Here is a 20535-nt window from a genome sequence, read left to right on the forward strand (position 1 = left end):
CCGTCCCGACTAGGAGAATCGCTGTGACTGATCGAGTTGGCCCCGCGCAGGAGGAAAAGGGCCGGTGCCGGGTGTGCGGCGGCGCCGTACACGAGTTCCTGGACCTCGGCCGGAACCCGCTGTCCGACAACTTCCTGACCGCCGAGAACCTCGGTGATGAGTTCTTCTTCCGGCTCTCCGTCGGATTCTGTGAGTCGTGCACGATGGTGCAGCTCGGCGAGGTGCCGCCGAGGGAGCGGATGTTCCACGACGACTACCCGTACTACTCCTCCGGCTCCTCGGTGATGCGCAAGCACTTCGAGCAGACCGCACGGGAGTTCCTGGAGACCGAGGCCACCGGGGACGACCCCTTCATCGTCGAGATCGGCTGCAACGACGGGGTCCTGCTCAAGACCGTCCACGACGCGGGCGTACGGCACCTCGGCTTCGAGCCCTCCGGCAAGGTCGCCGAGGTGGCGCGGGGCAAGGGCGTACGGGTGACGGGGGACTTCTTCGAGGAGGCCACCGCCGTGGCCGTCCGCGCGGCCGACGGCCCGGCCGACGTCATCTTCGCGGCCAACACGATCTGCCACATCCCGTACATGGGCTCCATCCTCAAGGGGGTGGACGCGCTGCTCGGGCCCGGTGGCGTCTTCGTGTTCGAGGACCCGTACCTCGGTGAGATCGTCTCCAAGACCTCCTTCGACCAGATCTACGACGAGCACTGCTTCCTGTTCTCCGCACACTCGGTGGCGGAGATGGCGCGGCGGCACGGGTTCGCGCTGGTCGACGTCAGGCGGCTGGAGGTGCACGGGGGCGAGATCCGGTACACGCTCGCGCGGGCCGGCGAACGCGAGCCCACCGCGGACGTGGCGGCGCTGCTCGCCGAGGAGGACGAGCGCGGTCTCACCGACCCGGCGACGCTGAAGGGCTTCGCCGCGAAGGTCGTCGAGATCAAGGACACCCTGGTCACGCTGCTGCGCCGGCTGAAGGACGAGGGCCGTACGGTCGTCGCCTACGGCGCGACGGCCAAGAGCGCCACCGTGACGAACTTCTGCGGCATCGGCCCCGACCTGGTCTCCTTCGTCTGCGACACGACGCCGGCCAAACAGGACCGGCTCTCGCCGGGCGCGCACATCCCCGTACGTCCCGCCTCGGCGTTCTCCGACCCGTACCCGGATTACGCGCTGCTGTTCGCCTGGAACCACGCCGAGGAGATCATGGCGAAGGAGCAGGACTTCCGCCGGTCCGGCGGGCGCTGGATCCTCTACGTGCCGAAAGTCCGCGTGGTCTGAGTCAGAAAACCACCACAGAGGGAACCTGCATGAAATTCTTATTGGACGGCGGAAAACCGAGCGTTGCCGTCGTGGGCTTCGGCTACGTGGGATCGACGGTGGCCGCGGTGCTGACCGACTGCGGGCTGAGCGTGACCGGAATCGACACCGACGAGCGCCTGATCCAGGAGATGCAGACCGACTACTGCCGGTTCAACGAGCCGGGGCTCGCGGAGATGCTGCGCGACGCGCGCCGGGACGGGCGACTCGAGCTCACCACCCGGTACGAGGCGACGCGGCAGGCCGACGTCATCATCATCACGGTCGGCACGCCCGTGGACGCGAACCGGTCGCTCGTGACGCGCTACCTGGAGTCGGTCTGCGACTCGCTGGCCCCGCTGCTCCGGCAGGGTCAGCTGATCATCCTCAAGAGCACGGTCGCGCCGGGGGCCACGAACGGACTCGTCCGGGAGCTCCTGGAGAGGGGCGGACTCCGGCAGGGCCGCGACTTCGGGCTGGCCTTCTGCCCCGAGCGTCTCGCCGAGGGTGCGGCGATCAGCCAGTTCCGCGCCCTGCCGATCGTGGTCGGCGGCTGTGACGACGAGAGCGCCGACGCGGCCCGCAGGTTCTGGACCGGCGCGCTGGGCGTCGACGTGGACGTCTTCGCGCGGCCCGAGGTCGCCGAGCTGATCAAGCTCGCCGACAACTCCTGGATCGACGCCAACATCGCGCTGGGCAACGAGCTCGCCGCGCTGTGCGGGGCGCTCGGCGTGGACGTGCTCGACGTGATCTCCGGCGCGAACTCGCTGCCGAAGGGCGACAGCCACGTCAACATCCTGCTGCCCAGCGTCGGGGTCGGCGGCTCCTGCCTGACGAAGGATCCGTGGATCCTGTGGAACCTCGCCCAGGAGCACGGCGTGCGCATGCGTCTCGTGGAGACCGCGCGCCAGGTGAACGACACGATGCCCGCCTACACCCACGGCCTGATCCGCGCCGGCCTGGCCGACCTGGGAAAGGACCCGGCGACGGCGAAGGTGGCCGTGCTCGGGCTCGCGTACAAGAACAACACCAACGACCTGCGCCACACGCCCGTACGGCCGGTGGTCGAGGCGCTGCGGGCCGACGGTGCCCAGATCTCGATCTACGACCCGCTGATCGCGGCGAACGAGGCGGAGGCGGAGTTCGGGGTGAAGCCGTCGCCGAGCCTGGAGGACGCGGTCCGCGACTGTGACTGCGTCGCGGTCCTGGCCGGCCACGAGGCCTTCGAGGGGCTCGACTTCACCGACCTCGCGCGGCGGGTGTCGATGCCGTGCCTGATCGTCGACGGCCGCGCCTACTACTCCAAGGAGACGATCAGGTCGCTCCAGGAGACCGGCTTCACCTACCGAGGCATTGGACGCTGACGATGACACGCGTACTCGTGACCGGCGGCTGCGGCTTTCTCGGCGGACATCTCGTCGAACACCTGGCGAGCACAGGGCAGGAGGTGACGGTCTTCGACGCGGCGCCGCCGCCCCCGGGCGCGCCGGGCTCGGTCCGCTACGTCCAGGGCGACATCAGAGACGAGAACGCCCTGGCCAGGGCGGTGGACGGGCGCGACGACGTCATCTACCACCTGTCCGCGGTCGTCGGCGTGGACCAGTACCTCAGCCGGCCCGCCGATGTCGTGGAGATCAACCTGCTCGGCACGCTCAACGTGCTCCGCCAGGCGCGGGAGAACGGCAACCGGGTGATCGTCGCCAGCACCAGCGAGGTGTACGGCAAGAACCCCGACCCGCCCTGGCACGAGGACGCCGACCGTGTCCTCGGCAGCACCTCGGTGGACCGCTGGTCCTACTCCACGAGCAAGGCGCTGGCCGACCATCTCACCTTCGGCTACATCCGGCAGTACGGGGTGAACGCCACGATCCTGCGTTACTTCAACGTCTACGGCCCTCGTCAGCGCGCCGCGTACGTCGTGAGCCGGAGCGTGCACCGGGCGCTGCGCGGCATCTCGCCCGAGCTGTACGACGGCGGGAGCCAGACGCGGTGCTTCACCTACGTCGACGACGCGATCCGCGGCACGGTCACGGCCGCGAACTCCCCGAAGGCCGAGGGCGAGTGCTTCAACATCGGCAGTGACCGGGAGACCACGGTCGCCGAGGTGATCCAGACCATCTGCGAGCTCACGGGCGTCTCCGTGCCGGACGCGCCGTTCGACACGGCCAGCCGGCTCGGCAGCCGCTACCAGGACATCGGGCGGCGCGTGCCGGACGTGCGCAAGGCCCGCGACGTGCTCGGCGTGACCTGCGGCACGTCGCTGCGCGAGGGCCTGCGGCGGACCATCGAGTGGGCGCGGCAGGACCCGGCGTGGCTGGCGGCCACCGCCGGGTGACGCCGCACGAGACCGGCCGCCGCGGTGCGTACCCCGCGGCGGCCGGTCTCCGTCGTGGGCTCAGGCGGCCTGCCACTGCGGCACGTCGGTGCACTCGACGATCGCGCACGACCAGAAGAAGCCGTAGCCGATGCCCAGCAGCATCACGCGGTCGCCCGGCGCGACCTTGCCGTGCTCGATCAGGAAGTTCAGCCCGGTGAGCTGGTCCGCCGTGCCGACGTGGCCGGTCGTACGGCCCAGCTCCCACGCGGTCGCGTCCACGTCGAGCCCCAGCGGCTTGAGGTACGCCGCCTGCAGCAGGCCGCGGCCGACGTTGGGGAAGATGAACTTGCTGACCTCGTCCTTGTCCAGCCCGGCCTCCTCCAGCACGCCGTTGACCGCGTCGGCCAGGCCGATGCTGGTGCGCTCGATCACGTAGTCGTTGCCGACGTCGCCGAGGTAGGCCATGCGCCGCGCCTGGTTGTCGACGGCCGTGCCGCCGGTGGGGCTGACCAGGTTGAACGGGTCCTCTCCCCGGTTCATCGGCTCCAGGGAGGTGTCCACGACGGTGCGGACGGCGAGCAGCCGGCCGAAGCCCTGGTCCTTCGACAGCACGATCGCGCCGGCGCCGTCGCCGTACACGATCGAGGCGCCCTCGCTGTGCCAGCGGTCGAAGCCCGGCGGGTGGAAGCGGTCCGCGACCGTCATCAGCGCGGCGCGGCGCGCGGGGTCGGCGGCGAGGTAGCTCGCCGCGACCTCCAGGCCGCCGACCGATCCGGAGCACATCTGGCTGACGTCGATCGCCAGGGCGTGGTGGTTGTCGCCGCCGAGCAGCGCGCGGTGGATGTACGGCGCCGAGGACCAGAAGTCCAGGCCCTGGAACCACATCGAGGCGTGGAGCAGCAGCGCCACGTCATTCGGGGCCACGCCCGAACGCGCCATCGCGAGGCTCCCGGCGCGCGTCGCCATCAGCGGCGGCGCGTCCTCCTCGCCCGCCACCGCGGCCGACTCGTAGGCGCTGGCGGCCTGCTCCTCCGGGTCATACCCCCGGCTCTCGCCGATCGGCTCCCGTGGCGGCAGCCAACTGGCCACGCCCGCGACATACATGTCGCTGAACCGCATTCTGGACCTCCCACAGGCAGAACGGCTTGACGGTGAACATATCCATGATGGGGAGGCCCGCCAATTACCGCATCTCTTATATTGCGCGTTCCATTCTGTGTCGCGAAGCTATTATGAGAGCGTTCACGACCAATTTGTTCGCGCCATTCAATTGGGGTTGTCATATGGAGACCGGCCCGCAGGGCGAACTCATCTCCGGCGGTCACCTCGTCGCCAAGGCGCTCAAGGCCGAGGGCGTCGACGTGATCTACACGCTGTGCGGCGGCCACATCATCGACATCTACGACGGGTGCGTCGACGAGGGGATCAAGGTCATCGACGTACGGCACGAGCAGGTCGCCGCGCACGCGGCCGACGGTCACGCTCGCGTGACCGGGCGCCCCGGCTGCGCGGTCGTGACCGCGGGCCCGGGCACCACCGACGCGGTCACCGGCGTGGCCAACGCGCTGCGGGCGGAGAGCCCGATGCTGCTGATCGGCGGGCAGGGCGCGCTCGGCCAGCACAAGATGGGGTCGCTGCAGGACCTGCCGCACGTCGACCTGATGACGCCGATCACGAAGTTCGCCGCCTCCGTCCCGGCCACCTCACGGGTGGCGGACCTGGTGTCGATGGCCTTCCGCGAGTGCTACCACGGCGCGCCCGGCCCGTCGTTCCTGGAGATCCCCCGCGACGTGCTCGACGCCAAGGTGCCGGTCGAGTCGGCCCGCGTGCCCCAGCGCTACCGCGCCTCGACCCGTACGGCGGGCGACCCGTCCGATGTCGAACGGCTCGCCGACCTGCTGGTCCACGCCTCGCGGCCCTGCGTCCTGCTCGGCGGCCAGGTGTGGACCTGCCGCGCGACCGACGCGGCCCGCGAGCTCGTCGCGGCGCTGAACGTCCCCGCGTACATGAACGGCGCCGGGCGCGGCACACTGCCGCCCGGCGACCCGCACCACTTCCAGCTCTCGCGGCGGCACGCGTTCGCGAGCGCGGACCTCATCGTGATCGTCGGAACGCCCTTCGACTTCCGCATGGGGTACGGCCGCCGGCTCTCCCCCGACGCCACGGTCGTCCAGATCGACCTCGACTACCGCACGGTCGGCAAGAACCGCGACGTCGACCTCGGCATCGTCGGCGACGCCGGGCTGGTCCTGTCGGCCGTCACGCAGGCCGCCTCGGGCCGTACGGACAACGGCGCCGCCCGCCGTAAGGCCTGGCTGGATGAGCTCCGCGCCGAGGAGACGCGGGCGCGGGAGAAGCGGCTGCCGCTGCTGCGCTCGGACCGGACGCCGATCCACCCGTACCGACTGGTCAGCGAGATCAACGACTTCCTGACCGAGGACACGATCTACGTCGGCGACGGCGGCGACATCGTCACCTTCTCCGGCCAGGTCGTCCAGCCGCGCTCGCCCGGCCACTGGATGGACCCGGGCCCGCTCGGCACACTCGGCGTCGGCGTCCCGTTCGTCATGGCCGCCAAGCAGGCACGGCCCGACAAAGAGGTGCTGGCCCTCTTCGGCGACGGGGCGTTCAGCCTCACGGGGTGGGACTTCGAGACGCTCGTGCGCTTCGACCTGCCGTTCGTCGGCGTCGTCGGCAACAACTCCTCGATGAACCAGATCCGCTACGGCCAGGCCAGGAAGTACGGAAAGGACCGCGAGCGGGTCGGCAACACGCTCGGCGACGTGCCGTACAGCGAGTTCGCCCGCATGCTCGGCGGCCACGGCGAGGAGGTGCGCTCGCCGGAGCAGATCCGCCCGGCCCTGGAGCGCGCCCGCGCCTCCGGAAAGCCGTCGCTCGTCAACGTCTGGATCGACACAGACGCGTACGCACCCGGAACCATGAACCAGACCATGTACAAGTGAAAAGGAAACCGGCCATGGGAAAGGCTCTTGACGGCGTCAAGGTCCTCGACATGACGCACGTGCAGTCCGGACCGTCGTGTACGCAGATGCTCGCCTGGCTCGGCGCGGACGTCATCAAACTGGAGGCACCGGCCGGCGACATCACCCGGCGGCAGTTACGCGACCTGCCGGATGTCGACAGCCTCTATTTCACGATGCTGAACGCGAACAAGAAAAGCGTCACACTTAATCTCAAGAGCGAGCGCGGAAAGGAGATATTCGCCGAGCTGGTCAAGCGCTCGGACGTGCTCGTGGAGAATTTCGGCCCGGGGACGGTGGAGCGCCTGGGCTTCGGCTGGGAGACGCTACAGTCGCTCAACCCGCGCCTGGTCTACGCCTCGATCAAGGGCTTCGGCGACGGCCCGTACAGCCGCTTCAAGGCGTACGAGGTGATCGCCCAGGCGATGGGCGGCGCGATGAGCACGACGGGCTCCGAGGACGGCCCGCCCACCGCGACGGGCGCGCAGATCGGCGACTCGGGCACCGGGATCCACACCGTGGCCGGCATCCTCGCCGCCCTGTTCCAGCGCGTCACGACGGGGCGCGGCCAGCGGGTGAGCGTCGCGATGCAGCACGCGGTGCTGAACCTGTGCCGGGTCAAGCTGCGCGACCAGCAGCGCCTCGCGCACGGCCCGCTGTCGGAGTACCCGAATTCGGACTTCGGCGACGAGGTCCCCCGCTCGGGCAACGCCTCGGGCGGCGGCCAGCCGGGCTGGGCGCTACGTTGTGCGCCGGGCGGCCCGAACGACTACGTCTACGTGATCGTCCAACCGCCGGGCTGGGTACCGATCGCGGGCCTCATCGGCCGCCCGGAGCTGGCCACGGATCCGGACTGGAGCACGCCGGAGGTGCGGCTGCCCAAGCTGGACGAGATGTTCCAGCTGATGGAGGAGTGGACGAGCCGGCATCCGAAGTGGGAGGTCCTGGAGGCGTTCAACGCCCGCGGCATCCCCTGCGGCCCGATCCTGTCGACCGCGGAACTGATCGAGGACGAGAGCCTGGCCGCCAACGAGATGATCGTCACGGTCGACCACCCGGAGCGGGGCCCGTTCCGTACGGTCGGCAGCCCGCTGAAGCTGTCCGACTCCCCGGTGACGGTCGAGCGCTCACCCCTGCTCGGCGAACACAACGAGGAGATCTACGCCGGCGACCTCGGCCTCGACGACCTCACCACGCTGAGAGCCGACGGCGTGATCTGAGCCGGCGGCCGAGGACTCGCTTCTCGTACCGTCCGCCGGACAGGAGCGAGGGCATCGGGCGGGGGACGTAGCATGTGGCACCGTGCGCATCGTTTCGGTGAACGCCTGGGGTGGCGCGATGTTCGATCCGCTGGCCGCCTGGCTCGGTAAGGTCGGCGCCGACATCGCCTGTCTGCAGGAGGTGACCCGCGTCCCGGGCGCGGGGGGATGGACCCGCTTCGACGACGGCGAGCGGGCGCTCCCGCAGCGGGCGAACCTCTTCGACGACGTGCGCGGGCTGCTGCCGGCGCAGCAGGCGGTCTTCGTCGCGAGTGACGCCGGCCCGGTGCGCGACGCGTCGGGAGAGACGCATCGGCAGGACTTCGGCCTCGCCACTCTTGTCGCCGAGCACCTGCCGGTCGTCGGAGTCCACACGGCGTTCGTGCACGGAAGCTTCGTCGACCATCACGAGTGGGCCATCGAGGACCGGCCCCGGGCGGCGGTGGGGGTCCGGGTCCTCGACCGGGCCCGTGGACGGGGCGTCACGGTGGTGCAGTGTCACGGGTTGCGTGACCCTTCCGGCAAGCAGGACAGCCCCGCCCGGCTCGCTCAGGCCGAGCGGCTCGCCGAACTGGTGGTTCGCAGCCGTGAAGAGGGGGACCTCACGGTCGTGTGCGGTGACTTGAACCTGCTGCCGGACAGCGAGACGTTCGACGTGCTCAGGGAAGTGGGGCTGGTCGACCTGGTCGGGGAGTCCGACACCCGCACGTCCCGCTACCGTAAACGGGTCCGCCACGCCGGCTACCTGCTCGTCTCCGATCCCGCGGCGGCCGCGGGCTTCCAGATCCTCGCCGAACCCGAGGTCTCCGACCATCGCGCGCTGCTTCTCGACGTCTGACGGAGGGCGAAGCGCCCCACGCCGGTCTGGACAGACCCGACCGAACCCCGGCGGAGCGGAACGGACGGGTCTGCCCAGGACGGTGAGCGGGACAGGGGACGTCGGTCAGGACTTCAGCGTCCCGTCCGTGCCGAGGCGGGACAGCACCTCGACCGTGGCCTCGGCCGCGCGTACGGCCTCGGCCTGCTCCAGCACCAGCGGGGGTGCCATCACGATGACCGGGCCGTACGGCCGGGCGATGACGCCGTGCCTCTCGTGCAGCTCCTTGACGGCCGCGATGGCGAACGGCGGCGGGAGCGGCGCGCGGGTGTTCTTGTCGGCCACCAGCTCGATGCCGACCGTCGCGCCCTCGACCCGTACCTCGCCCACCGTCGGCGTCTCCAGCGCCGGCACCAGGCCCGTACGGAGCCAGTCGCCGACCTGCAGCGACCGCTGGACCAGGCCCTCCTTCTCGATGAGGTCGAGGTTGGTGAGCGCCACGGAGCACGCGACGGGGTGGCCGTAGTAGGTGAACCCGTGCATGAAGCCCTCGCCGCCGGCCACGGCGTCGCCGATCTCGTCGCGCATCAGGACCGCGCCGAGTGGCATGTAGCCGCTGGTGATGCCCTTGGCGGTGACGATGACGTCGGCGACCATGCCGCGTTGGGTCGAGGAGAACCACGCCCCGGTGCGGCCGTAGCCGGTGACGACCTCGTCGGCGATCAGGAGGATGCCGTGCCGGTCGAGCACCTCGCGGATGCGCGGCCAGTAGTCGGCCGGGGGCGCGACCACGCCGCCGCCGCCCATGACCGGCTCACCGATCATCGCGGCGATCTTGCCGGGGCCGATCCGCTCGATCGTCTGCTCCAGCTCCTGGACGAGGAAGTCCGTCGGGGCCTGGCCGCCGTACATCTCCGGGTGGAACGGGAACGGCGGGGAGATCTTCTCGATGTGCGGCAGGACCGGGCCGATGCCCTGGTGGACGAAGTCGAAGCCGGTCGCGGTGCCGGCGCCGAGCGTGGAGCCGTGGTAGCCGAGCTGCCGCGCGATGATCCACGTACGGTCGGGCTCGCCGCGGCGGTGGTGGAACAGCCGTACGAGCTTGATCGCGGTGTCCACGCCCTCCGAGCCGCCGGAGGTGTAGAACACGCGGTTCATGCCCTCCGGCGCGAGCCCGGTCACGCGGGTCGCGAGCTGGATCGCCTTGTCGTTGGAGAACTCGAAGAAGCTGGTGAAGTACTCCAGCCGCCCGGCCTGTTCGGCCATGGCCTCGGCCAGCTCGGTACGCCCGTGGCCGACCTGCGCGAGCCAGTTGCCGGCCCCGGTCATGTCGAGTAACTCGTTGCCCTGGGCGTCCCAGACGGTGGAGCCCTTGCCGCGGACGATGACCGACCGGTCGGTGCGGTCGCCGGAAAGGAGCGGGTGGATCAGATGCCGCCGATCCAGGTCCTCCAGCTCGGTGGCCGACAGTGACGTCGCCGGCGTCGTGGGAGAGATCGTCACGAATCCATGTCCTCTCATGAGTGGTGAGCCGCCGCCGCCACCGCGTCCCGGGGGAGCGGGGCGACGTCGCGGATCAGGTCGGCCGCCTTCTCGGCGATCGCGATGGTCGGCGCGTTCGTGTTGCCGCTGATGAGCGTCGGCATCACCGACGCGTCGACGACGCGCAGGCCGTCGACCCCGAGCACGCGCAGCTCCCCGTCCGTCACCTTCCCCATCGCGCAGGAACCGGCCGCGTGGTAGGAGGTCTGCGTGTTGCGCCGCAGGAAGTCACGGATGTCGGCGTCGGAATCAGAGGCCGGCACGCTGTAGGGCTTCTCGGTGTACGGCGCGAGCGCCGTCTGCCGGGCGAAGTCCAGCGCGGCCCGTACACCGGCCGTCGCGGTCGTCAGGTCGGTGTCGTCGGCGTAGTAGTTGTGGGAGATCCGCGGTTTGGCCGTCGGGTCGTCGGAGCCGAGCGTCACGCTGCCCCGGCTGCGCGGCTGCAGGACGTACCCGCCGTACGACAGCGCGTGCGCGGTGGGGAAGCCGAGGCCGCCGTCGGCGAACATCACCGGCAGGCTGGTGAACTGCAGGTCGGGCTGGGCCAGGTCCTCCGACGAGCGCAGGAAGCCGCCGGCCTCGGGCCCGTTGGAGGCGAGCGGGCCGCTGCGCTCCTCGGCGTACTGCCGCTGGTAGCGCTCCTCACCCGCGACGAGCAGGCTGACCGGCTGTGAGTGGGCGTAGACCAGCCAGAACTGCGGGTGGTCCTGGAGGTTCCGGCCGACGAGGGGCTGGTCGACGATCACCGGGATGCCCAGCGGGCCGAGCTGCTCGGCCGGGCCGATGCCCGACAGCATCAGCAGCTGGGGCGAGTTGTAGGCGCCCGCGGCGAGGATGACCTCGCGTTCGGCCCGGATCTCGACGTCCTCCTCCAGGCGGCGCCCGGCGATGCCGGTCGCCCGCCCCTCCGACAGCGTGACCCTGTGCACCTGGACGTTCGTCTCGACGGTGAGGTTCGGCCGCCGCATCGCCGGGTGGAGGTACGCGACCGCGCTGCTGCAACGCATCCCGTCCCGCTGCGTCACCTGGTAGTAGCCGAAGCCGTCCTGGGTCTCCCCGTTGAAGTCGGGGTTGTGGGAGTACCCCGCCTCGGCCGTGGCCTTGATGAACGCCTCGGACATCGGGTTGTGCGAGCGGCCGTCGGAGACGGCCAGCGGCCCGCCGGCGCCGTGGTACTCCGAGGCGCCCCACTCGTTGTCCTCGGCGCGCTTGAAGTAGGGCAGCAGCTCGTCGTGGCTCCAGCCCGGCAGGCTCCAGGAGTCGTAGTCGCGCCGGTTGCCGCGGATGTAGATCATGCCGTTCAGCGAGCTCGTGCCGCCCAGCACACGACCGCGCGGGAGGTAGATCCGCCGGCCTTCGCAGAAGGGTTCGGTGTGGCTGTCGTAGTCCCAGTCGAGCTCGGTACGGAAGAGCTTGGCGGCGCCGGCGGGAACGTGGATGTTGCCCGACGTGTCCGCGGGACCGGCCTCGATCAGGCACACCTTGACGTCGGGGTCCTCGCTCAGACGCGCCGCGAGCACGCATCCGGCCGAGCCGGCACCGACGATCACATAGTCATACATCTCCGCCTGTCCTCTCCGGGGGACTGATTTCTCGCGCGCACGAGACAGATTCGCCTCACGCCCATGCTGCGGCTTGGTGAGAGGCCGTGGCCTCTCCACGATTGCCGTCTTCCGGAGAGCCGGTGCGCTCGACTCGAATGCGCAACCGGGAAGAAGTCCCGCCCTTACGGCGGTGCCATCATCGTGGTGACGGCAGGAGAAAGAGAAAAGCCGGCACCGCGCGAAATAGCGGCTGGGTACCGTTCCGCGCGGTGCCGGGATCGAGGGGACGCGTGGCCCGCGTCCGCCGGGGTCAGCCGAAGAAGCCGGTGAGCGTCTGGACGACGAAGTCGGGTACCTCGTCGACGAAGTAGTGCCCGGCGCCGGGCACCTTGACGAGCCGCACGTCGGTGCCCTGAGTGGGCAGGACCTGCGCCACGCCGTCGTAGAACATCTCGTTGGCCATGCCGAGCATCGGCGCGGTGACCTTGGGATAGTTCTTGAGGTCCGCGATGTCCTGGTCCCACGCCTGGTACCAGCCGTTGCCGCCCCGGATCGCGTCCGGGTAGTTGTAGGCCGCGCCGAAGACGGCGCGGTCGCCCTTGCTGATCGCGGCCTTGTTCAGCAGGAAGTCGTCGAAGATCCAGTCGGTGAGATACTGCCCGCGGCCCGCGATGAGCTGCTCGGGCAGCAGGCGTACCTGGTTGAACGCGTGCCACCACAGGTTGATGCCGGGCACGCCGGGCCGTACGAGAAGGCGGCGTTCGTAGTAGCTCTCGTCCGGGTGCGTGACGTCGAGGATCGCGACCTTCCTGGTGGCCGCGGCGTGGTTGACGGCGAAGCTGAAGGCGACCTGCGAGCCGATGTCGTGGCCGGCGATGTTGATCTGGGAGTAGCCGAGCGTCCGGGCCAGGGCGAAGATGTCGCCGGCCATGGTCTTCTTGTCGTAGCCGCCCTGCGGCTTGTCCGAGCCTCCGATGCCGCGCAGGTCCACGGCGATGACGCGGTAGCGCTTGGCGAGGGCAGGCATGACCTTGCGGTACTCATACCAGGTCTGCGGCCAGCCGTGCAGCAGGAACAGCGGTGCGCCCGAGCCGCCCGCCACATAGTGCAGCCGTACGTCGCCCGCCTGCGCGACCTTGCTGGTGAAGCCGCCCGGGATCGAGCCGGCCAGCTCCGCGTTGGACGGCGCGCGCCGACCGGCAGCCTGCGCGGCCGAGGTGACCGCGCCCGTCGCGGCCAGCGCCGCGGTCCCGGCGCCCAGGGCGAGCGCCTTGCGTCTTTCCATCATGAAATCGAGCACTCCTCAGCGTGAGGTCCGCATGGGACACGAGAGACGAACTACGACCGGAGCGATCGTAACTTCTCAGGCGTGCTCATTCCATTTATTAGTGATTTCTTCGCCAATCAGTGACAATTGACGAAAAAGTATTATGAACGCCGAATAAGCCTCATTGGTAGGCGTAGGAGGTTTCTCCCACGATCACCGATGAGGCCTGGCGCGGGCGAGATTCAGGACTCGACCGGCGCCACCCGGGCGCTCTCACCCGCCTCCTCCACGGGAGCGCCCTCGCCCGGGCGTTCGGCGTCCCGCAACGTCGTCGCGGCGATGACGGCGAGCAGCGCCGCCAGGACGGCGACGATGACCGCGACGACGTTCATCGCCGAGGTGAAGGCGTGCTGCGCGTTCGTCAGCAGCGCGTGTCCCTGGGCGGCGGGCAGCCGCGCCGCGGCGGCCGTCGCCCCGGCGAGGCTCTCCTTGGTGGCGTCTGCCGCGCCGGCCGGCAGGCCGGAGGGGATGACCACCCGGCTGCCGTAGACGGCGATGCCGATGCCGCCGAGCACGGCCAGGCCGAGCGCGACGCCGCCCTCGCCGCTGGTCTGGGACACCGCGCCGGCCGACCCCGCCTTCTGCGGCGGCACGGCGCCCTGGATCACCTCGGTGGACAGCGTCACGAACGGGCCGACGCCCATATTGGTGATGACGACCGCGCCCAGCGACACGACCACCGAGGTGCCGGGGCCGACCTGGGTCAAGATGACGAGACCGACCACGGCGACGCACAGGCCGATGGCGATCACGTAGGCCGCGCGCAGCCGCCGCGCGAGCAGTGGCGCCAGCATCACGCCGAGCGCGGTCGCGACGCCGGTGGGGATCATGTAGACCCCGGCCCGCAGCGGCGAGAGCTCCTTGACGAGCTGCAGGTACTGGACGAACAGCAGCATCATGCCGGCCGTCAGGAACGAGCCGAGCAGCATGATCACCAGAGCGCCGGCGAAGGTGCGGTTCGCGAACAGCCGGATGTCCAGGAGCGGCTCGGGCGACCGGAGCTCGCGGACGACGAACAGCACGGCGAACGCCACGCCGGCCAGCCCCACCGAGACGGGCGTGGCCTCGAGCCCGCTGCGGGACAGCTCCTTGAAGCCGTACACCACCGGCAGAATGGCCAGCAGGGACAGCGCCACGCTGACCAGGTCGAGCCGGCCCGCCTGCGGGTTGCGGTTCTCCGGCAGGAGCAGCGGGCCGGCGACCAGGAGCAGCAGCATCACGGGGACGCCGATGAGGAAGCACGAGCCCCACCAGAACCGGCCCAGCAGGATGCCGCCGAGCACCGGGCCGACCGTCCCGCCGGCCATGATGCAGGTGATGAAGACCGCGAAGCCGATGGACCGCTGCTTGTCGTCCAGGAACATGTTGCGGATCAACGCGTAGCCGGACGGCATCAGGGTGGCGCCCGCGATGCCCAGCAGCGCCCGGCAGGTGATGAGCATCTCCGGGCTGCTGGAGAAGGCCGCGACCGCGGAGAGCACGCCGAACGCGCCGCCGCCCATGAGCAACAGGCGTTTGCTCCCGATCCGGTCGCCCAGCGTGCCCATCGTGATGAGGAAGCCGGACAGCACGAAGCCGTAGATGTCCATGATCCACAATTGCTGGATGCCGCCGGCCCCCAGGTCCTCGCTCAGCCGGGGCAGCGCGAGGAACAGGATGCTGATGTCCATCGACACCAGAAGCGTGGGCAGTGCCAGCACCGCCAGACCGGTCCAGACTCTCCAGTCGGCCCGTTGCGGTGGTGCGCCGGTCGTCATACCAGTGCTCCTTTTCGTCGCGGGCCGCCGCCGGAGTGGCGATCGTCTTCGTTGAGACGACGCGCGGGCGGAAAACTCATCGGTCCCGCCGTTCGGGGGCGGCCGGGCGCGTGCCGGCGGCTGCGTAATTCATCCATTCGAAGTGTCATACGTTTCGCCGGGCGCGACGACTTCTGAGTTGCTCGATCGGCCGTGCCCGGATCCGCGGATGGACTGAGCGCACGGCGAAAGATGCAGATCCCGGTCAGTACGCATGAGGATGAGGGCATCTTCCCGAGGATGGCGAGGAGAGAACCCATGCCGATCATTGGCGCGCTTCGCAGGCTCGTCTTCGCACCGTCTCTAAGCGAGGTGAGCTTCGCCGGACGGAAATTCCCGGTCGAGCCGACGGACGCGACGCGGCGGCTCGAAGCCATTCCGCAGTCGGTCGTCTGCGGGTTCGAGTGGGGCATCGACGCGCGTGACCAGTGGGAGCTCGAACGGCGGCTGGACATGGTCGACGCCGAGCTGCGCGGCTTCGCGTACGAGGGCGCGACGATGGCGTTCACCATCCTCGACGCGATGGGCCCGGGCCGCGGCACCCGCACCCGTGACCTGCTCGACGGCTCCGGCGAGCCGCACATCTTCCTGGCCTACATCGGCATCGGGTTCGCGATGGCACGGCTGCCCCGGCCGCTGTGGAAGAAGGTGCTGCCCGACCTCGCCTCGGGATTCCATCCGACGATGAGCTGGCTCGCCGTCGACGGCTACGGTTTCGACCTCGCCTACTTCCACACCGACCGCTGGGTCGACCGGCAGGAGGTGCCCAAGCCCTACCCCTGGCTCGGGGCGCCGGACTACTTCCTCCGCGCCGTCGACCAGGGCATCGGCCGGGCGCTGTGGTTCATCCACGGAGGTGACGCGCCCGCGGTGGCGGCGGCGGTGGAGCGGTTCGCCGTCCATCGGCAGCCGGACCTGTGGGCCGGCGTCGGGCTCGCCTCCACCTTCGCCGGCGGCTGCGACGCCGCCGGGCTGGGCGCGCTGCGCGCCACGGCGGGAGATCTCGGTCCCGAGCTGGCGCTCGGCTCGATCTTCGCGGCGAGGGCCCGCAGCTACTCCGGTTTCGTCCCGGACCACACGCAGGAGGCCCTCCGCGCGCTGACCGACCTGTCGATGGACGGCGCCGTCGAGATCGCCGACGGCACCGCCGTCGGCGCGGACGCCCCGGGTCCGGTGACGCCGTACGAGCAGTGGCGGCAGAACATCCGTGAGCGTTTCGGCGTGCCCGCCGACCGGCTGACCGGCTGACCGCGAAGGGCACCACCCGGCCTTCTCCATTCGCTTATGCGTGAGGGCCGGGCATATCGGCGTGCCCGGATGACGGCGGTCAGGAATCGCACGCTCAGAGTAGACCCTCTCAATGCCGCTGCCGTTTAGTTTTCCGTAGGTTGCTACAAGTCTGGATCGGTTCCGATCGCCGCATTTCGTTCGGTCGAATGCGGAAAGTCGAAGGGTGGCCTATTGAGCCACGACCACAGGAGTCCAGAGTGAATTCCCAAGGAAAAGGAAACGATGTCTTCCTCTAACACGAGAATGCGGAGATCCGTTCCCGGAATCATCGCGCTCGCCGCCATCTTGACCCTGTTTCTGGTCGCGCGGCTTCCTTCGGCCTCCGGCTCGGAGCGAGAGCAGATCGCCTCCCGGTACAAGTTCACCGAGATGCCGATCGCGATGCCTCCCGGCTACCGGCCGGTCCAGACCGTACGGAAGGTGAACCCGGTCTACCACCACATCCGATCCTGGATCTCCGCGGTCGGCGCGTCGGTCGCGCTCACCGACCTGTGGGGACGGGGCCACGCGGACGCCATGTGCCTGGTGGACACGCGTACCGACCAGGTGGTGGTGACCTACACGCCGACGGCACCGGCACAGGACCGGTTCACCCCCTTCACCCTGAACGGCGCGCCGCTGCCGATGGACGCGGCGATGGCGCCCATGGGCTGCACACCGGGTGACTTCAACGGCGACAGCCGGATGGACCTGCTGGTCAACTACTGGGGCCGTACGCCGATCCTGTTCCTCGCCAGGTCGGACGCGAAGGGGCTGTCGCCCAGCACGTACGTGCCGACCGAGCTGATCGCCAACCAGTCACTCGACGGGCAGTACCACGGCCCCCGGTGGAACACGAACGCGGTCAACGTCGCCGACTTCGACGGCAGCGGGCACCCGAGCATCCTGGTCGCCAACTACTTCCCCGACTCCGACGTGCTCGACCCGCACGGCCAGAACAACGTCACGATGAACACCTCGATGTCCAACGCCAAGAACGGCGGCGGAGCGCACATGATGCGCTGGTTCTCGGGGAGTTCCGGCAAGCACCCCTCGGCCCGTTTCGTGGAGCAGAAGAGTGCCATCCCGTACAAGGCCTCGACCGGGTGGACGCTGGCGGCCTCCAGCGCCGACCTCACCGGCGACGGGATGCCCGAGCTGTACGTCGCCAACGACTTCGGCAAGGACCATCTGCTCTACAACCGGTCCACGCCGGGGCACATCCTGTTCAGCGAGGCCCTCGGCCACCGCGGCCCGACCACGCCCAAGTCCTTCGTGCTCGGCAAGAGCTCGTTCAAGGGGATGGGCGTCGACTTCGCCGACCTGAACCACAACGGCAGGTTCGACATGATGGTCAGCAACATCACCACGGCGTGGGGGCTCGAGGAGAGCAACTTCACCTGGATGAACACGGCCAAGGACGCCGCCGACGCGAAGCGCCAGATGGCCGCCGGCGACGCCCCGTTCTCCCAGAAGGCCCAGGAGATGGGGCTGGCCTGGACCGGCTGGGGCTGGGACGTGAAGGCCGGCGACTTCCGCAACGACGGCAACCTGGAGATCCTCCAGGCCGAGGGCTTCATCAAGGGCACGATCAACCGCTGGCCGTGGCTGCAGGAACTGGCCATGAGCAACGACCAGATCTACACCAACCCCAAGATGTGGCCCCACGCGCGGCCCGGTGACGACATCGCCGGTGACCAGCCGATGGCCTTCTACTCCCGGCGTGGTTCGAGCCCGACCGGGACGTACGTCAACGTGACCAAGGAACTCGGCACGGGCGCGCCCACCCCGACCCGCGGCATCGCCACCGCCGACACCCGGGGCACCGGCGCCCTGGACTTCGCGGTCGCACGCCAGTGGGGCCCGCCGGCGTTCTTCGCCAACAACACGCCCGGCCGCGGCAACTTCCTGGGCCTCGACCTGTACCGCCCGGTGGCGGGCGCCGAGCCGGGGACGAACCTGCAGGGGACCGGTTCACCGGCGTACGGCGCGACCGTGCAGATCCGTACGCCTGACGGCCGTACGCAGATCTCCCGGCTCGACGGCGGCGGCGGCCACAGCGGCAAGCGCAGCTTCGAGGTCAATTTCGGCCTCGGTTCCTACAACGGCCCGGTCAGCGTCCACATCGAGTGGTGCCAGGCGGGCCAGATGCGCGAACAGACCCTCCAGCTGAACCCGGGCAACCACTCCCTGCTCCTGGACAGCGCGGCCAAGGAGGCCACGACCCGATGACCACAACCGTCCAACCGGCCAACAGCGCCTCCGCCCCCGCCTCGCCGGCGGCGAGCGGCACCAAGGCCGCACCCGACAACCGCTACCTGGCGCTGCGGAACTTCGCCATCTCCCTCTCGATCTTCAACATCCTCGGCTACACCGTGCTCGGCTTCGAGCAGCCGTGGATCTGGCCGTTCTTCGCCCTCGCGACCGGCTACACCACGGAACTGGTCCTGGAGATGATCGGCGCGTGGGCGGAGAAGCGCCCACCGCGCTTCCGCGGGAACGGCCCACGGGGCATGTACGAGTTCTTACTCCCGGCGCACATCACGAGCCTGGCGTGCAACATGCTGCTGTACGCCAACGACCTGTGGTGGCCGATCGGCTTCGCCGTCGTCGTCGCGGTCGGGCAGAAGCACTTCCTGAAGGCGCCGATCGCCGGACGCTGGCGCCACTTCATGAACCCCTCCAACCTCGGCATCACGGTGACGCTGCTGACCTTCGGCACGTGGCTCAGCATCGCCCCGCCGTACCAGTTCACCGAGTACGCGAACAGCTTCTTCCGCATCGGCATCCCCCTGGTGATCGCCACGGCGGGCACGGTCATCAACGCCATGCTCACCAAGCGGGTGATGCTGATCATGGGCTGGATGGGCGGGTTCTACATCCAGGCGCTGATCCGGCACTGGATCTGGGACATCTCCCTGTTCACGGCATTCGGCGTGATGAGCGGTGTCGCCTTCGTGCTGTTCACGAACTACATGGTCACGGATCCGGGTACGACGCCGTCGAAGGGCCGGGCGCAGTTCATGTTCGGCAGCGGGATCGCGGCGACGTACGGGGTGCTGATGGCGTTCAACGTCGTGTACACGCTGTTCTACGCGACCTCGATCGTCTGCGCCCTCCGCGGGCTCGGCTGGTGGGTGGCGCACCTACGCCGCCGGCGCCGTGAGCGGGCGGCCGGCGAGGTCGCGGTCCCCGGCAGGACGCAGAGCATCCCGGCATAGCCCGATCCCCGGGCCGGTGACCGCCGGTCCGGGGCACGGCCCCCGGCCGTGGGGGCGAGGACCTGTCCTCGCCCCCACGGCCTTTCCCGTCGCCCTGGCGAGTGCACGACGACGCCCGTGGGAGTCCCTGTCGGGGTCCCACGGGCGTCGTCGTCCGTCGGTCAGCCGGCCTGCTTGCTCAGGGCCATTTCGCGTACGTCCAAGAGGGCGAGCAGGATCGGCGGGTCGAGGATGCGCATCGGTCTCAGCTGGAGATTGACGCGTTTGAGGCTGGTCTCCGACCGCACCGCGATGGGGCCGTTGGCGCCCACCACCAGCGACTGCCGGTCCGCGTCGAAGCCGGCCACGTGCTCCTGGCCCGGAGCGACCGCGTGTGCCAGCAGGTGCCATGTGCCCGGCGGGATGTCCGCCAGCTCGTACGGGCCGGGGGTCCGCAGCACCGTGCACTTGACCGGGAAACCCTGGGGGATCCAGTCGGGGAACAGCCCCACGAAGACGGTCCCCACCGGGTTGTCCGGCGGGGACTTGATCTCGCCTCTGAGCGTGGTCGACCGCAGGCCGCGCCGGCGGTCGTCCGTGGCGATGTCCTTCGTGTAGCCGCCGAACCGGCGGTACTGCGTGGGCGAAAGGCCGACGGACTCCTTGAATCGCGTACTGAAGGTCCCCACGCTGTTGTAGCCGACCTGGAACGTGATGTCCGCGACGCTGAGCGAAGTCGTCAGCAGCAGCCGCTTGGCCTCCTGAAGCCGCATCGCCGACAGGAAACGTCCCGGCGAGACTCCGGTCACCCGCTGGAAGACCCGGCTGAAGTGAAACTTGCTGAACCTCGCCGCTCGAGCCATGTCATCGACCGTGAGCTGTTCACTGAGATTCTGTCTCATCGTATCGATCACGCGTATGACGGCCCGTTCCAGCCCCTCGTCGATGGGCTCTCGTGCGTCTTGGTCCCAACGCGGACGCGTCATTTCCTGTCGCGTCTTCACCACAGCCACTCCTGTTCGCCGATCGGTCGACTCAACGGATGCCGAAGAGCCCGGATTCACGGCCGCGTCCTTGACTGCGGCCATATCAAGCACTCGTTCCTCAGAGTAATAAGAAATCGGACAAATATACATAGAGGTAAGTGAACGTTTTTGACCGCCGGCGATCATTCTGTGTTGCGAATAAACG

15 protein-coding genes are annotated in these 20535 nt (G+C 69.4%); 9 read left to right on the forward strand and 6 right to left on the reverse strand.

Annotated features, from left to right (window positions below; translation table 11 throughout):
* The first annotated feature begins 23 nt into the window (after positions 1–23).
* From QWU11_RS19170 to QWU11_RS19180, 3 genes are read left to right on the forward strand one after another with little or no spacing between them, the layout of a single operon-like run.
* Entirely contained in the window at positions 24–1274 is a 1251-nt protein-coding gene (locus QWU11_RS19170) for a class I SAM-dependent methyltransferase (protein WP_290113901.1), read from the forward strand.
* 29 nt (positions 1275–1303) lie between these two features.
* Positions 1304–2656 (forward strand): nucleotide sugar dehydrogenase, encoded by a 1353-nt coding sequence (locus QWU11_RS19175; protein WP_290113927.1) that lies wholly within the window; start codon positions 1304–1306, stop codon positions 2654–2656.
* Positions 2657–2658: 2 nt separating this feature from the next.
* Entirely contained in the window at positions 2659–3627 is a 969-nt protein-coding gene (locus QWU11_RS19180) for an NAD-dependent epimerase/dehydratase family protein (RefSeq protein WP_290113929.1), read from the forward strand.
* A gap of 60 nt (positions 3628–3687) precedes the next feature.
* On the opposite strand, the gene QWU11_RS19185 is transcribed toward QWU11_RS19180, so the two are convergent.
* Positions 3688–4728, reverse strand: coding sequence for a ketoacyl-ACP synthase III family protein (locus tag QWU11_RS19185; protein ID WP_290113930.1), 1041 nt, complete (start codon positions 4726–4728; stop codon positions 3688–3690).
* 164 nt (positions 4729–4892) lie between these two features.
* Between QWU11_RS19185 and QWU11_RS19190 the strand changes: the two genes are divergently transcribed.
* The 3 genes from QWU11_RS19190 (at position 4893) to QWU11_RS19200 (ending at position 8687) form a co-directional block, all read left to right on the forward strand.
* The gene (locus tag QWU11_RS19190) at positions 4893–6572 is read left to right on the forward strand and encodes a thiamine pyrophosphate-binding protein (RefSeq protein WP_290113932.1); all 1680 of its coding nucleotides are present in this window, start codon (positions 4893–4895) and stop codon (positions 6570–6572) included.
* A gap of 14 nt (positions 6573–6586) precedes the next feature.
* Positions 6587–7810: a formyl-CoA transferase gene (frc, locus tag QWU11_RS19195; protein ID WP_290113955.1), complete on the forward strand. Its 1224-nt coding sequence runs from the start codon at positions 6587–6589 to the stop codon at positions 7808–7810.
* 82 nt (positions 7811–7892) lie between these two features.
* On the forward strand, positions 7893–8687 hold the full coding sequence (locus tag QWU11_RS19200) for an endonuclease/exonuclease/phosphatase family protein (protein ID WP_290113959.1): 795 nt from the start codon (positions 7893–7895) through the stop codon (positions 8685–8687).
* A 105-nt stretch (positions 8688–8792) separates the two neighbouring features.
* Here QWU11_RS19200 and QWU11_RS19205 read toward each other — a convergent pair whose 3' ends face one another.
* The 4 genes from QWU11_RS19205 to QWU11_RS19220 form a co-directional block, all read right to left on the reverse strand.
* On the reverse strand, positions 8793–10169 hold the full coding sequence (locus QWU11_RS19205; RefSeq protein WP_290113961.1) for an aspartate aminotransferase family protein: 1377 nt from the start codon (positions 10167–10169) through the stop codon (positions 8793–8795).
* A gap of 14 nt (positions 10170–10183) precedes the next feature.
* Positions 10184–11770 carry an FAD-dependent oxidoreductase gene (locus QWU11_RS19210; protein ID WP_290113998.1) on the reverse strand — a complete coding sequence of 529 codons (1587 nt, stop codon included), beginning with the start codon at positions 11768–11770 and terminating at the stop codon, positions 10184–10186.
* 292 nt (positions 11771–12062) lie between these two features.
* Complete coding sequence (locus QWU11_RS19215) at positions 12063–13040, reverse strand: alpha/beta hydrolase (RefSeq protein ID WP_290114012.1); 978 nt, start codon at positions 13038–13040, stop codon at positions 12063–12065.
* Positions 13041–13261: 221 nt separating this feature from the next.
* A complete protein-coding gene (locus tag QWU11_RS19220) occupies positions 13262–14836 on the reverse strand; it encodes an MFS transporter (RefSeq protein WP_290114022.1) in 1575 nt (524 codons plus the stop codon).
* A gap of 297 nt (positions 14837–15133) precedes the next feature.
* On the opposite strand from QWU11_RS19220, the gene QWU11_RS19225 reads away from it, so the two are divergent.
* The 3 genes from QWU11_RS19225 to QWU11_RS19235 all read left to right on the forward strand — a co-directional run bounded on the left by QWU11_RS19225 (position 15134) and on the right by QWU11_RS19235 (position 19365).
* Positions 15134–16123: a DUF1702 family protein gene (locus tag QWU11_RS19225; RefSeq protein ID WP_290114034.1), complete on the forward strand. Its 990-nt coding sequence runs from the start codon at positions 15134–15136 to the stop codon at positions 16121–16123.
* Between the two features lie 285 nt (positions 16124–16408).
* Entirely contained in the window at positions 16409–18376 is a 1968-nt protein-coding gene (locus tag QWU11_RS19230; protein ID WP_290114036.1) for a CRTAC1 family protein, read from the forward strand.
* Entirely contained in the window at positions 18373–19365 is a 993-nt protein-coding gene (locus tag QWU11_RS19235; protein WP_290114038.1) for an enediyne biosynthesis protein, read from the forward strand. The genes QWU11_RS19230 and QWU11_RS19235 overlap by 4 nt, the downstream gene beginning before the upstream one ends.
* A gap of 161 nt (positions 19366–19526) precedes the next feature.
* On the opposite strand, the gene QWU11_RS19240 is transcribed toward QWU11_RS19235, so the two are convergent.
* Positions 19527–20330, reverse strand: coding sequence for an AraC family transcriptional regulator (locus QWU11_RS19240; protein ID WP_290114040.1), 804 nt, complete (start codon positions 20328–20330; stop codon positions 19527–19529).
* Between the last annotated feature and the right edge of the window lie 205 nt (positions 20331–20535).

Source organism: Actinomadura sp. DC4 (assembly GCF_030406325.1).
Lineage (GTDB): Bacteria > Actinomycetota > Actinomycetes > Streptosporangiales > Streptosporangiaceae > Actinoallomurus.

What these genes read in the sequence shown, in the direction of transcription:
- QWU11_RS19175 (WP_290113927.1), top strand. Translation starts at nt 1,304, where the DNA reads ATGAAATTCTTATTGGACGGCGGAAAACCGAGCGTTGCCGTCGTGGGC.
- QWU11_RS19180 (WP_290113929.1), top strand. Translation starts at nt 2,659, where the DNA reads ATGACACGCGTACTCGTGACCGGCGGCTGCGGCTTTCTCGGCGGACAT.
- QWU11_RS19185 (WP_290113930.1), bottom strand. Translation starts at nt 4,728, where the DNA reads ATGCGGTTCAGCGACATGTATGTCGCGGGCGTGGCCAGTTGGCTGCCG.
- QWU11_RS19190 (WP_290113932.1), top strand. Translation starts at nt 4,893, where the DNA reads ATGGAGACCGGCCCGCAGGGCGAACTCATCTCCGGCGGTCACCTCGTC.
- frc (WP_290113955.1), top strand. Translation starts at nt 6,587, where the DNA reads ATGGGAAAGGCTCTTGACGGCGTCAAGGTCCTCGACATGACGCACGTG.
- QWU11_RS19210 (WP_290113998.1), bottom strand. Translation starts at nt 11,770, where the DNA reads ATGTATGACTATGTGATCGTCGGTGCCGGCTCGGCCGGATGCGTGCTC.
- QWU11_RS19215 (WP_290114012.1), bottom strand. Translation starts at nt 13,040, where the DNA reads ATGATGGAAAGACGCAAGGCGCTCGCCCTGGGCGCCGGGACCGCGGCG.
- QWU11_RS19220 (WP_290114022.1), bottom strand. Translation starts at nt 14,836, where the DNA reads ATGACGACCGGCGCACCACCGCAACGGGCCGACTGGAGAGTCTGGACC.
- QWU11_RS19225 (WP_290114034.1), top strand. Translation starts at nt 15,134, where the DNA reads ATGCCGATCATTGGCGCGCTTCGCAGGCTCGTCTTCGCACCGTCTCTA.
- QWU11_RS19230 (WP_290114036.1), top strand. Translation starts at nt 16,409, where the DNA reads ATGCGGAGATCCGTTCCCGGAATCATCGCGCTCGCCGCCATCTTGACC.
- QWU11_RS19235 (WP_290114038.1), top strand. Translation starts at nt 18,373, where the DNA reads ATGACCACAACCGTCCAACCGGCCAACAGCGCCTCCGCCCCCGCCTCG.
- QWU11_RS19240 (WP_290114040.1), bottom strand. Translation starts at nt 20,330, where the DNA reads ATGACGCGTCCGCGTTGGGACCAAGACGCACGAGAGCCCATCGACGAG.